Source organism: Kineococcus endophyticus, assembly GCF_040796495.1.
Lineage (GTDB): Bacteria > Actinomycetota > Actinomycetes > Actinomycetales > Kineococcaceae > Kineococcus > Kineococcus endophyticus.
This window is the reverse complement of the sequence record NZ_JBFNQN010000016.1, coordinates 27,390-39,896: the sequence shown is the minus strand read 5'-3', so window position 1 is coordinate 39,896 and position 12,507 is coordinate 27,390. Positions and strand designations below refer to the sequence as shown.

Annotated in this window: 11 protein-coding genes; 10 read left to right on the top strand and 1 reads right to left on the bottom strand. The window is 72.8% G+C overall.

Annotated elements, in window-relative coordinates:
* Nucleotides 1-9 precede the first annotated feature (9 nt).
* Entirely contained in the window at nucleotides 10-573 is a 564-nt protein-coding gene (locus AB1207_RS20735) for a cysteine hydrolase family protein (protein WP_367640420.1), read from the bottom strand.
* A 74-nt stretch (nucleotides 574-647) separates the two neighbouring features.
* Here AB1207_RS20735 and AB1207_RS20730 point away from each other — a divergent pair, with 74 nt between their 5' ends.
* The 10 genes from AB1207_RS20730 (at nucleotide 648) to purU (ending at nucleotide 12,498) form a co-directional block, all read left to right on the top strand.
* Entirely contained in the window at nucleotides 648-1,181 is a 534-nt protein-coding gene (locus AB1207_RS20730) for an RNA polymerase sigma factor (RefSeq protein ID WP_367640419.1), read from the top strand.
* Nucleotides 1,178-1,882 carry a hypothetical protein gene (locus AB1207_RS20725; protein WP_367640417.1) on the top strand — a complete coding sequence of 235 codons (705 nt, stop codon included), beginning with the start codon at nucleotides 1,178-1,180 and terminating at the stop codon, nucleotides 1,880-1,882. Before AB1207_RS20730 ends, AB1207_RS20725 begins: the two co-directional genes overlap by 4 nt.
* Nucleotides 1,883-1,897: 15 nt before the next feature.
* The gene (locus AB1207_RS20720; protein WP_367640416.1) at nucleotides 1,898-2,551 is read left to right on the top strand and encodes a Pr6Pr family membrane protein; all 654 of its coding nucleotides are present in this window, start codon (nucleotides 1,898-1,900) and stop codon (nucleotides 2,549-2,551) included.
* 88 nt (nucleotides 2,552-2,639) lie between these two features.
* Nucleotides 2,640-3,992: a serine hydroxymethyltransferase gene (gene glyA, locus AB1207_RS20715; RefSeq protein WP_437178999.1), complete on the top strand. Its 1,353-nt coding sequence runs from the start codon at nucleotides 2,640-2,642 to the stop codon at nucleotides 3,990-3,992.
* A gap of 92 nt (nucleotides 3,993-4,084) precedes the next feature.
* Nucleotides 4,085-5,290: a sarcosine oxidase subunit beta family protein gene (locus AB1207_RS20710; RefSeq protein ID WP_367640587.1), complete on the top strand. Its 1,206-nt coding sequence runs from the start codon at nucleotides 4,085-4,087 to the stop codon at nucleotides 5,288-5,290.
* A 13-nt stretch (nucleotides 5,291-5,303) separates the two neighbouring features.
* On the top strand, nucleotides 5,304-5,582 hold the full coding sequence (locus AB1207_RS20705) for a sarcosine oxidase subunit delta (RefSeq protein ID WP_367640413.1): 279 nt from the start codon (nucleotides 5,304-5,306) through the stop codon (nucleotides 5,580-5,582).
* Nucleotides 5,579-8,458 (top strand): FAD-dependent oxidoreductase, encoded by a 2,880-nt coding sequence (locus tag AB1207_RS20700; RefSeq protein WP_367640411.1) that lies wholly within the window; start codon nucleotides 5,579-5,581, stop codon nucleotides 8,456-8,458. The genes AB1207_RS20705 and AB1207_RS20700 overlap by 4 nt, the downstream gene beginning before the upstream one ends.
* Nucleotides 8,451-9,056: a sarcosine oxidase subunit gamma gene (locus AB1207_RS20695; RefSeq protein ID WP_367640410.1), complete on the top strand. Its 606-nt coding sequence runs from the start codon at nucleotides 8,451-8,453 to the stop codon at nucleotides 9,054-9,056. Before AB1207_RS20700 ends, AB1207_RS20695 begins: the two co-directional genes overlap by 8 nt.
* Nucleotides 9,057-9,118: 62 nt before the next feature.
* Entirely contained in the window at nucleotides 9,119-11,599 is a 2,481-nt protein-coding gene (locus tag AB1207_RS20690) for a GcvT family protein (protein ID WP_367640409.1), read from the top strand.
* A gap of 47 nt (nucleotides 11,600-11,646) precedes the next feature.
* Complete coding sequence (purU, locus tag AB1207_RS20685) at nucleotides 11,647-12,498, top strand: formyltetrahydrofolate deformylase (RefSeq protein WP_367640407.1); 852 nt, start codon at nucleotides 11,647-11,649, stop codon at nucleotides 12,496-12,498.
* The last annotated feature ends 9 nt before the right edge of the window (nucleotides 12,499-12,507 follow it).

The following is a 12,507-nucleotide window of genomic DNA, read 5'->3' as shown; positions in this document are numbered from 1 at the left end:
GCGCGAACCTCAGCCGGCTGCCCCCACGAGGTCGACCTCGTCGCTCGGGACGGCCTGCGCGATCCGGCCCGGGGCGCGCTGGAAGCTCCAGTAGAGGTTGGTGTGGGCGACGACCTGCTCGGGCGGGGGAGCGCCCCACTCGGACAGGTCCTCCGTCGTGTGGGCGTCGGCCACGAGCGTCACGTCGTACCCGCGGGTGAACCCGCCGTGCAGCGTCGAGCGGATGCACGCGTCCGTCTGCGCTCCGGTCACGACGAGGCGGCCGACGCCGCGGGCGGCGAGCACCTCCTCGAGCTCGGTGTCCTCGAACGAGTCCCCGTACGTCTTGCGCACCACTGGTTCCCCGTCGGCGGCCACGAGCTCGGGGACGTACTGCCAGACCTCGCTGTCCACCGGCAGCTCGTCGCTGGAGTGCTGCACCCACACGACGGGGACGTCCGCCGCGCGGGCCTTCTCCACCAGGCGCGCGATGGTCGCCACCACGCGGTCGCTGTCGACGCTGGCGGCCATCACGCCGCGCTGCACGTCGATCACCAGGAGGGCGGAGCCCGGACGGTCGGTGAGCGTCGTCATGTCCTGGACCCTAGGCGTCCGGTCCGACACGGGGAAGGTGTGCAACCTTCGGCCGCGTGAGGCGTCCAGGGGGTGTGAGAACAGCAGGAGCGGCTGCGGGGCTGGCCGCCGCGACGGGGGACCACCACGGGGAGGACGCCTACCAGGCGCTCTTCGTCCGCCACTTCCGACCGACCGTCCACCTGGCGCAGCTCCTCGGCGCCGACGACGCCGAGGACGTCGCGCAGGAGGCGTTCGTGCGCCTGCACCAGCACGGGAACCGGTTGCGCGACCCCGCCGCGGCGCTCGCCTACGTGCGCCGGACGACGGTGAACCTCGTGAACTCCCGGCTGCGGCACCTGCGCGTCGTCCGCCGCACCCCCGGTGACGTCCCGCGGACCCACGCGTCCGCCGAGGACGCCGTCGTCGCCGCGGCCCGCGTCGACGAACTGCTCGTCGCCGTCCGGTCCCTCCCCGCCCGCCAGCGGGAGGCGCTCGTCCTGCGCTACTGGATCGACCTGCCCGTCGCGGAGGTGGCCGACGCCCTCGACGTCCCCGTCGGCACCGCCAAGTCGTTGATCTCCCGGGCCCAGCGGGCCCTCGCCGCCGTCCTGGAGGAGCGCTCGTGAACCCCGCCGACCTGCAGCGACGTCTCGACGCCGCAGCGCTTCCCGCGGAGGAGGCGACGCCCGCCGACTGGGCGCGGAACGTCGCCCTGGTGCGCAGCCGGACCCGGCAACGCCGGGTGCGCGGTGTCGTCCTCGCCGGACTCGCCGCTGCGGCGGCTGTCGTCGTCGCGTTGTCGTGGCACCCCGCGGGGGACGTCGTCCGGATCCAGCCGGCAGCTCCCGACCCGACCGTGCCCCGCCTCGTCGCGCCCGGAACCCTCGTGAGCGTCGCCCAGGAGTGCGCTCGCACGGTCGATGAGGACGACGACGTCACTCCCGTGTTCGCGGGGAGGACCGATGCCGTGGAGGCGGTTCTCTACCGCTTGCGGGACGGCCGGCTGCACTTCTGCTCGCGGCTGGGGGGAGCCCTCGTGGACGGCCCGGTCGCCCCGGACGGGACGGACACCGGGCCCGTGCGGAACTCCACGTTGGGCGGGACCACGGTCGCGGAGAACGGCGACACGATGGTCTCCGCCTTCGGGTTCCTCCCGCCGACGGCGACCCGGGTCGTCGTGAGCGCCCCCGGCCGGTCCGCCGTCGCGTTGACCTCCGGCGGCTACTGGTGGACCACCCTGCTCGTCGGGCCCGACCAGTTCGCCGACGTCACCTGGACGGCGACCGACGCCTTCGGGTCCGTGGTCGCCGAGGGCGGCCGGTCCTGAGGGCAGGATGACCCGGTGACCCAGCGCCCCTCCCGCACCGTCCACGCCGTCCTAGCGCTGGTCGTCCTCGCCGCCTTCTGCGCCCAGGTGGTCCTCCTGCTCGGTGGGGGCGCCGACGCGAACTCCGGCCAGGCCGATCCGGTGCCGGGGGTGACCCGGTTCGTCCGCCTCCTCAGCTACTTCACCGTGCAGAGCAACCTGCTGGTCCTCGTCGCGGCGGTCTCGCTGGTCATCGACCCCGCGCGGGACGGCCGGTTCTGGCGCGTGGTGCGCCTCGACGCGCTCCTGGGCATCACGGTGACGGGTCTCGTCTTCGGGGCGGTGCTCGCCCCGTACGTCCACCCGACGGGCGTGGCCTGGTGGATCAACGCCGGGTTCCACTACGTCTCGCCGGTGCTGGCCGTCGTGAGCTGGCTGCTCTTCGGGCCGCGGCCGCGCGTCGACGGTCGGACGTTCGGGTGGGCGTTCGTCTGGCCCGTGGGGTGGACGGTCTACACGCTCGTCCGAGGGGCCGTCGCCGACTGGTACCCGTACCCGTTCCTGGACGTCAGCCAGCTCGGGTACGCCGTCGCGCTGCGGAACGTCGGGTTCGTCGTCCTGCTCTCCGTGGCGCTGCTCAGCCTGTTCCGCCTCCTGGACCGCCGGCTGACTCCGCGGCCGCGTCCCTGACCCCTTGACCCCTCCTCTGCCACCGTCCTACTGTGCAGCCAACTGATATACCAGTCACTCAGTCGTAGTCCTGGAGGTTGGCGTGACCCTGCAGCTCGACCACCCCGCGGCCCCGGCCGGCGACCCGGTCCTCTCCGGTCGCCTCGCCGACGTCGACCCGGAGGTCGCGGCCGCCGTCGACGCCGAGCTGCACCGCCAGCAGTCGACCCTGGAGATGATCGCCAGCGAGAACTTCGCGCCGCTGGCCGTCATGGAGGCCCAGGGGTCGGTCCTCACCAACAAGTACGCCGAGGGGTACCCGGGACGCCGGTACTACGGCGGCTGCGAGAACGTCGACGTCGTCGAGCAGCTCGCGATCGACCGGCTCAAGGCCCTGTTCGGCGCCGAGTACGCCAACGTCCAGCCGCACTCCGGCGCCCAGGCGAACGCCGCCGTCATGGCCGCGCTGCTGTCGCCGGGCGACACGATCCTCGGGCTCGACCTGGCCCACGGCGGGCACCTCACGCACGGCATGAAGCTGAACTTCTCCGGGAAGCTCTACGACGTCGCGGCCTACCACGTGCGCGAGGACGACCACCGCGTCGACATGGACGAGGTCGAACGCCTCGCCCGCGACCGCCGGCCGAAGCTGATCGTCGCCGGCTGGTCCGCGTACCCCCGCCACCTCGACTTCGCGCGGTTCCGCGCGATCGCCGACGAGGTCGGCGCGTACCTCATGGTCGACATGGCCCACTTCGCCGGGCTGGTCGCCGCGGGCCTGCACCCCTCGCCGGTGCCGCACGCGCACGTCGTCACCTCCACCACCCACAAGACCCTCGGCGGCCCGCGCGGCGGGGTGATCCTCGCCCAGGGCGACCTGGCGAAGAAGTTCAATTCGTCGGTCTTCCCCGGCCAGCAGGGCGGCCCGCTGGAACACGTCATCGCCGCCAAGGCCGTCGCGTTCAAGCTCGCCGCCGAACCCGCGTTCGCCGACCGGCAACGTCGCACGCTCACCGGGGCGCGGATCCTCTCGGACCGGCTGACCGCCTCCGACTCCGCCGCGGCGGGGATCGCCGTCGTCAGCGGCGGCACCGACGTCCACCTCGTCCTCGTCGACCTGCGGAACTCCACGCTCGACGGGAAGCAGGCCGAGGACCGGCTGCACGAGATCGGGATCACCGTCAACCGCAACGCCGTCCCCTTCGACCCGCGCCCGCCGATGGTGAGTTCCGGCGTCCGCATCGGGACCCCGGCCCTCGCGGCGCGCGGTTTCGACGAGGCCGACTTCACCGAGGTCGCCGACGTCATCGCGACCGCCCTGCGACCCGAGACCGACACCCTCGGCCTCATCGCCCTGCGCAACCGGGTCACGGCGCTCGCGGCCCGCCACCCGCTCTACCCGACCCTGTCCGGCCCCGCTCCCCGCCCCGTTCCCGTCCTGGTGCAGGAGGTCTCCCGGTGACCACCGTCGACGCGTTCTCCACCGACCCGGACGACGCCGTCCCGCACACCCCGGCGCCCGGGACGAAGTCCCCGCGCACCCCGGGTGCCGACCTGCCCGAGCACCCCGACTTCCTCTGGCGCTCGCCGGAACCGAAGAAGTCCTACGACGTCGTCATCGTCGGTGGCGGAGGGCACGGCCTGGCCACCGCGCACTACCTGGCGCAGAACCACGGCATCACGAACGTCGCGGTGCTGGAGAAGGGCTGGCTGGCCGGCGGGAACATGGCCCGCAACACCACGCTCATCCGCTCGAACTACCTGTGGGACGAGTCGGCCGGGATCTACGAGCACTCCCTCAAGCTGTGGGAGGGCCTCGAGGAGGACCTCGGGTACCCGATCCTGTTCAGCCAGCGCGGCGTCCTGAACCTGGCCCACACGCTGCAGGACGTGCGCGACTCGGTCCGTCGCGTCGAGGCGAACCGGCTCAACGGGATCGACGCCGAGTGGGTCGAGCCGGACGAGGTCCGCAAGATCTGCCCCATCGTCAACACGTCCTCCGACATCCGCTACCCCGTCCTCGGCGCGACGTACCAACCACGGGCCGGCATCGCCAAGCACGACTACGTGGCCTGGGGCTTCGCCCGCCGCGCCTCCGAGGCCGGTGTCGACCTGATCCAGGACTGCGAGGTCACCGACTTCCTCCGCGAGGGGAACCGCGTCGTCGGGGTCCGCACCACCAAGGGCGACATCGCCTGCGGACAGGTCGCGCTGGCCTCGGCGGGATCCACGTCGGTGCTCACCGACAAGCTCGGCCTGCGGGTGCCGATCCAGTCCCACCCCCTGCAGGCGCTGGTCTCCGAGCTGCTCGAACCGGTCCACCCGACGATCGTCATGTCGAACGCCGTGCACGTGTACGTCTCGCAGGCGCACAAGGGCGAGCTCGTCATGGGCGCCGGGGTCGACTCCTACAACGGGTACGGCCAGCGCGGCGCGTTCCACATCATCGAACGGCAGATGGCCGCGGCCGTCGAACTCTTCCCCGTCTTCGCCCGCGCGCACCTGCTGCGCACCTGGGGCGGGATCGTGGACGTCACGCCGGACGCGTCGCCCATCGTCGGCAAGACGCCCTACGACAACGTCTACCTGAACTGCGGCTGGGGGACGGGCGGGTTCAAGGCGACCCCGGGCGTCGGGTGGACCTTCGCCCACACCATCGCCCACGACGCACCGCACGAGTACAACGCGCCGTTCACGCTCGACCGGTTCGTGACGGGCCGGCTGGTCGACGAGCACGGCGCCGCCGCCGTGGCGCACTGAGAGGAGTCCAGACGTGCAGTTGATCGAGTGCCCCTGGTGCGGGCCGCGGGAAGAGGTCGAGTTCCACTACGGCGGCCAGGCGCACGTCGCCTACCCCGCCGAGCCCGCCGCGCTGGACGACCGCGAGTGGGCCGAGTACCTGTTCTTCCGGGACAACCCCAAGGGCCTGTTCCGCGAGCGCTGGTCGCACGCGGCCGGCTGCCGGCGGTGGTTCAACGCCGAACGCGACACCGTCACCTACCAGTTCACGCGGGTCTACACCGCGCAGGAGAAGGGACCGGTGGTCCGGTGAGCACCGACACCTCGCCCACGGCGCACGCACCCTTCCGCACCGCCGACGGCGGCCGCATCGACCGCAGCCGCGTGCTGGAGTTCCGGTTCGGCGGCGAGACCCTGACGGCGCACCCGGGCGACACCGTCGCCTCGGCCCTGCTCGCCCACGGCCGCCACCAGGTCGGGACGAGCATCAAGCTGGGCCGTCCCCGCGGGATCGGTGCCGCCTGGGCCGAGGACCCGGGCGGTCTGCTCCAGGTCGAGGAACCGTTCCCCGAGCCCATGCTGCTCGCCACCACCGTCGAGGTGTTCGACGGCCTCGCGGTCGAGGGGATCCCGGGCCAGGGGCGACTGGCGGAGATCGCGGACACCGCCCGCTACGACAGCCGCCACCTGCACGTCGACGTGCTCGTCATCGGCGCCGGGCCGGCCGGTCTGCAGGCCGCGCTGACCGCCGCCCGGGCCGGCGCGCGGGTCGCGCTCGTCGACGAGCAGTCCGAGGCCGGCGGGTCCCTGCTCGGCACGACCGACGTCCTCGACGGCGCCCCCGCCACCGACTGGGTGGCACGCGCGACCGCCGAGCTCGCCGGGTACGCCGACGTCACCCACCTGCAGCGCACGACCGCGTTCGGCGTCTACGACGACGGGTTCGTCCTCGCCGTCGAACGACGCACCGACCACCTCGGCGCGCAGGCGCCGGAGAACCTCTCGCGCCAACGGGTGCACCGCATCCGCGCCGAGCACGTCCTCGTCGCCACCGGCAGCCACGAGCGGCCCGTCGTCTTCACCGACAACGACCGCCCCGGCACCATGCTCGCCGGCGCGGCGCGCACGTTCCTGCACCGCTACGGGGTCCTGCCGGGGTCCCGCGCGGTCGTCTTCACCACGAACGACTCCGCGTACGCCGCGGCCGTCGACCTCGCCGACGCGGGTGTCGAGGTCGCCGCCGTCGTGGACGTCCGCCAGGAGGCTCCCACCGGCTGGGCCGCGGAACTCCAGCGGCGCTCGATCCCGCTGCGGACCGGCGCGGTCGTGACGGGGACCCGTGGAACCGACCGGGTCGGCGGAGCCGTCGTCGCCGGACGCGACGGTTCGGACCCCACCGACCTCGACTGCGACCTGCTGCTCGTCAGCGGGGGCTGGAACCCCGCCGTCCACCTGTTCAGCCAGGCGAGGGGCCGTCTCCGGTTCGACGCCGGGCTCGGGGCGTTCCTGCCCGCCGAGAGGTTGTCCGGTCTGACGGTCGTGGGGGCCGCGAGCGGCGAGTTCAGCCTCGCCGGGGCGCTGACCCAGGGCCGGGAGGAGACCCGTTCCGTCCTGGAGGCGTTGGACCTGGACCCGGCCGACCAGGACGACCTGCCCGTCGCCGCGGCCCAGGCACCGACGCAGCCGCCGGCGCTGCTGTGGTTCGTGCCGGACCCCGACGGCGACTCCAGCCGCCAGTTCGTGGACGTCCAGCGCGACGCGACGGTCGCCGACATCGAGCGGGCCGTGGGTGCCGGGCTCCGCTCGCCCGAGCACGTCAAGCGGTACACGACGATCGGCACGGCGCACGACCAGGGCAAGACGTCCGGGATCGTCGCCACGGGGATCCTCGGGCAACTCCTCGGCCGCGGTCCGGAGGCCGTGGGCACCACGACGTTCCGCCCGCCCTACACGCCCGTGTCGTTCGCGACCCTCGCCGGCCGCGACCGCGGGGAGTTGTTCGACCCCGTCCGCACGACCGTCCTGCACGACTGGCACGTGCTGCACGGCGCCGTCTTCGAGGACGTCGGCCAGTGGAAGCGCCCGCGGTACTACCCGCAGCCCGGTGAGGACATGGAGGCCGCCGTCCTGCGCGAGTGCGCCGCCGCCCGCACGGGCGTGGGCATCCTCGACGGCTCGACCCTCGGCAAGATCGACGTGCAGGGACCGGACGCGGGGGAGTTCCTCGACCGGCTCTACACGAACCTCATGAGTTCCCTCAAGGTCGGCAAGGTCCGCTACGGCGTCATGTGCGGGGCCGACGGCATGGTGCTCGACGACGGCACGGTGCTGCGCGTCGCCGACGACCGGTTCCTCGTCATGACGACGACGGGCGGCGCCGCGAAGGTCCTGGACTGGATGGAGGAGTGGCTGCAGACGGAGTGGCCCGACCTGCGCGTCCACCTCGCCTCGGTCACCGAGCAGTGGGCGGCGTTCCCCGTCGTGGGTCCGCGATCGCGCGACGTCATCGGCGAGGTGTTCGGCGTCGACGCCTCCGCCGAGGCGTTCGAGTTCATGACCTGGCGCGGCGTCGAGTTCGAGGGCGTCCCCGTCCGACTCGCGCGCATCAGCTTCTCCGGCGAGCTCGCCTGGGAGGTCCACGTCAACGGCTGGTACGCGCCGGCCGTGTGGGAGCGTCTCGTCGCCGCGGGGGAGCGGTTCGGCATCACGCCCTACGGCACCGAGACGATGCACGTCCTGCGCGCCGAGAAGGGCTACCCGATCATCGGCCAGGACACCGACGGCACCGTGACGCCGCAGGACCTGGGCATGTCGTGGGTGGTGTCGAAGAAGAAGCCCGACTTCGTCGGCAAGCGGTCCTTCGCCCGCGCCGAGAACCAGCGCACCGACCGCAAGCAGCTCGTCGGGGTGCTGCCGGTGGACCGCGACACCGTCCTGCCGGAGGGGTCGCAGCTCATCGCGTTCCAGGAGGACGGGGAACTGCCCCCGCCGCCGGTGCCGATGCTCGGGCACGTGACCTCCAGCTACCGCAGCGCGTTCCTGGACCGTCCCTTCGCGCTGGCCCTCCTGAAGGGCGGTGCCTCCCGGCACGGGGAGACCCTCCACGTGCCCGTGGGGAACCGCCTGGTGGCCGTCGAGGTCACCGGTCCCGTCCTCGTCGACCCCGAAGGAGCCCGTCGCGATGGCTGACCCGACCCCCACCCTCGCCCGCACCCACCCGCTCGCCGACCCGGCGCAGCTGACGACCCTCACCGCCGGCCACGTCGAGGCGCGGCCGTTCACGGCCATGGCCGTCGTGCGGGCCGAGCGCGGTGGTGCGGCGGCGCGGGCCGCCGCTGACGTCCTGGGTGCCGAACTCCCGACGCGGGCGAACACCTGGGTGCGGACGAGTGCGGGCAAGGTCGTCTGGCTCGGCCCCGACGAGTGGCTCGTGCTGGACGAGACCGCGCCCCCCTGGGGCCTCGAGGACGCGCTGCGCTCCCGCCTCGCCCCGGTCGGCGGCGCCGCGACCGACGTCTCCGCGCAGCGGGTGGTGCTGCGGTTGCACGGCCCGCACGCGCAGGAACTGCTGCGGGCGGGGACGGCCGTCGACGTCGACCCCCGCCGGTTCCCCGCGGGGTCGTGCGCGCAGACGAACCTCGCCCAGGCCGGGGTCGTCCTGCTCGCCCTCGGGGACGGCGGGGACGAGTTCGAGGTGCTCGTCCGCACGTCCTTCGCCGGGTACCTCGCCGCCTGGCTGGCCGACGCCGCGCTGGAGTTCCGTCCAGGGCCGGTCGACCAGGACTGATCCGCGCGCTCCACCCCGCACGACACGAGCAGCCGGGACCCGCCGGCGGAGGAGGAACCCCCATGAGCACGACCCCTCGCGTGGTCATCATCGGTGCCGGCATCGTCGGCGCGAACCTCGCGGACGAGCTGACCGAGCGCGGCTGGACGCGGGTGACCGTCCTGGACCAGGGACCGCTGCCGCTGCCGGGTGGCTCGACCTCCCACGCGCCGGGTCTGGTGTTCCAGACGAACTCCTCCCGGACCATGACCCACCTCGCGCAGTACACCGTCGAGAAGCTCAAGGGCCTCGACGTGGACGGGGCGTGGTGCTTCAACCAGGTCGGCGGGCTGGAGGTCGCGACGACCCCCGAGCGGTGGACCGACCTGCAGCGCAAGCTCGGCTGGACGCAGTCGTGGGGCGTGGCCGGAGCGGAGTTGATCAGCCCGGCCGAGTGCGTCGCCCTGCACCCGCTGCTCGACCCGGAGAAGGTCCTCGGTGGCCTGCACGTGCGGACCGACGGCCTGGCCAAGGCCCACCGCGCGGTCACGGCGCTCGTGCGCCGCGCCACCGCCCGCGGCGCCGAGTTCCGCGGCCTGCAGCGCGTCGTGGCCGTCGAGCACGCCCACGGCAGGGTCACGGGCGTCCGGACCGCTGAGGGCACCGTGCCGGCCGACGTCGTCGTCAGCTGCGCCGGGTTCTGGGGGCCGGAGGTCGGGGAGCTCGTCGGCATGCGGGTGCCGCTGCTCCCGCTGGCGCACCAGTACGTGAAGACAGGGCAGGTGCCCGACCTCGTCGGCCGCAACACCGACCTGAGCGAGGCCTCGCTGCCCATCCTGCGCCACCAGGACAAGGACCTGTACTACCGCGAGCACGTCGACCGCATCGGGATCGGTTCCTACGCCCACCGGCCCATGCCCGTCCGGCTCGACGAACTGCCCGAGGGCGAGGTCACCGCGGCGGCCATGCCGTCGATGCTGCCCTTCACCGAGGAGGACTTCGCGCCGAGCTGGGAGGACAGCCAGGACCTCCTCCCCGCGCTGCGCGGCACCAAGGTCGAGGAGGGGTTCAACGGGATCTTCTCCTTCACCCCCGACGGCGGGTCCCTCGTCGGGGAGTCCCGCGACGTCGCGGGTTTCCACATCGCCGAGGCCGTGTGGGTCACCCATTCCGCCGGCGTGGCGAAGGCCCTCGCGCAGACCCTCGTCGACGGGTTCTCCGAGTACGACCTGCACGGCCTCGACGTGCACCGCTTCGAGGAGGTGCAGCTGACCGAGAGCTACGTCAGCGAGACGTCCCAGCAGAACTTCGTCGAGATCTACGACGTACTGCACCCGCTGCAGCCCCGCACGTCCCCGCGCGACGTCCGGGTCAGCCCGTTCCACTCCCGCCAGCGCGACCTGGGCGCCTTCTTCCTGGAGTCGGCCGGCTGGGAGCGGCCGCACTGGTACGAGGAGAACGCCGCGCTGCTCGACGAGCTGCCCGCGGAGTGGCAGCCGCCGGCTCGGGAGCCCTGGGCCGCGCAGTTCCACTCCCCGGTCGCGGCCGTCGAGGCGTGGAAGACGCGCACGGCCGTCGCGATGTACGACATGACACCCCTCAAGCGACTGGAGGTGTCCGGCCCCGGTGCCGTCGCCCTGCTCGAACGGCTGACGACCTCGAAGATGGACAAGTCCGTCGGCTCGGTCACCTACACGCTGTTCCTGGAGGAGGACGGCGGCATCCGCAGCGACGTCACCGTCGCCCGTCTGGCCGCGGACGTGTTCCAGGTCGGCGCGAACGGGCACCAGGACGACGTGTTCCTCGAGCAGCAGGCTGCGCGGCACGCCGAGGAGTTCGGCCCCGTCCACGTCCGCGACGTGACCGGCGGGACGGCGTGCATCGGGCTCTGGGGACCGGACGCGCGGCGCGTCGTGGAGAAGGTGTCGACCGACGACTTCAGCAACGAGGGCCTGAAGTACTTCCGCGGGAAGCACGCCACCATCGGCGGGGTCCCGGTCACGGCGCTGCGCCTGTCCTACGTCGGGGAACTCGGCTGGGAGATCTACGTCAGCGCCGAGCTCGCCGGCCGGTTGTGGGACGTGCTGTTCGAGGCGGGCCGGGAGTTCGGCGTCGTCCCCGCCGGTCGCGCCGCCTTCAACAGCCTGCGGCTGGAGAAGGGCTACCGCTCGTGGGGCACGGACATGACGGCACAGCACAACCCCTGGGAGGCCGGTGTCGGGTTCGCCGTCCGCTCGCCGCTGGAATCGTTCCGCGGCGGACCAGCGCTCGAGGGCGTCGGCGACGACACCGTGCAGCGCAAGCTGACCTGCCTCACCGTCGACGACGGCCGCAGCGTCGTCCTGGGGTCCGAACCGGTGTCGGTCGGCGGGGAGGTCCAGGGGTACGTGACGAGCGCGGCCTTCGGCCACACCGTCGGCCGGCCCATCGCCTACGCCTGGCTGCCGGCCGCGTCCGCGGTGGTCGGGACGGCCGTCGAGATCGAGTGGTTCGGGCGGAAGGTCGCCGCGACCGTCGCCGCCGAACCCCTCGTCGACCCCGAGATGCAGCGCATCCGCGGCTGATCGCCTCTCGCCCCGTCGCAGCCCGTACCGACCGTCCAGGAGCAGCCATGACCAGCACCGCCGTCCTGACCCTCAGCTGCCCCCAGCGGCCGGGCATCGTCAACGCCGTCACGTCGTTCGTCTACCAGCACGGCTGCGACATCACCGAGCACCAGCAGTTCGACGACGTCCACACCGGCCGGTTCTTCTCCCGCACCGCGTTCAGCAGCGTCTCGGGGGACATCGACGTCGAGCGCCTCACCCAGGAGTTCGCGGCGACGGCGTCGTCGTTCGACATGGAGTTCCAGTTCGGCGGGGACCGGCAGCCGCGCATCCTCGTCATGGTCTCGAAGATGGGGCACTGCCTGAACGACCTGCTGTTCCGCTGGCGGTCCGGCAGTCTCGGCGGCGAGATCGTGGCGGTGGTCTCCAACCACGAGGACCTGCGCCCCATGGCCGAGGCGGCCGGGTTGCCGTTCGTCCACGTGCCGGTCACGGCCGCGACGAAACCCGAGGCGGAGGCGAGGCTGCTGGACCTGGTGGCCGAGTACGACGCGGACCTCGTCGTGCTCGCTCGCTACATGCAGGTGCTCTCCGACGACGCGTGCCGCGCCCTGCGAGCACGCGCCATCAACATCCACCACTCCTTCCTGCCGGGGTTCAAGGGCGCCAAGCCCTACCACCAGGCGTTCGACCGCGGCGTGAAGCTCGTCGGCGCGACCGCCCACTACGTGACGCCGGACCTCGACGAGGGCCCGATCATCGAGCAGGAGGTCATCCGCATCGACCACACCCACGACCCGGCCGCCCTCGCGACGGTCGGCCGGGACGCGGAGGCGCTGGCGCTGTCCCGCGCGGTGAAGTGGCACTGCCAGCAGCGGGTGCTGCTCAACGGGCACAGCACCGTCGTCTTCCGCTGAGGTCGCCGG

Coding starts and splice junctions, on each gene's coding strand:
- AB1207_RS20735 (WP_367640420.1), bottom strand. CDS start 573: ATGACGACGCTCACCGACCGTCCGGGCTCCGCCCTCCTGGTGATCGAC.
- AB1207_RS20695 (WP_367640410.1), top strand. CDS start 8,451: ATGGCTGACCCGACCCCCACCCTCGCCCGCACCCACCCGCTCGCCGAC.
- AB1207_RS20690 (WP_367640409.1), top strand. CDS start 9,119: ATGAGCACGACCCCTCGCGTGGTCATCATCGGTGCCGGCATCGTCGGC.
- purU (WP_367640407.1), top strand. CDS start 11,647: ATGACCAGCACCGCCGTCCTGACCCTCAGCTGCCCCCAGCGGCCGGGC.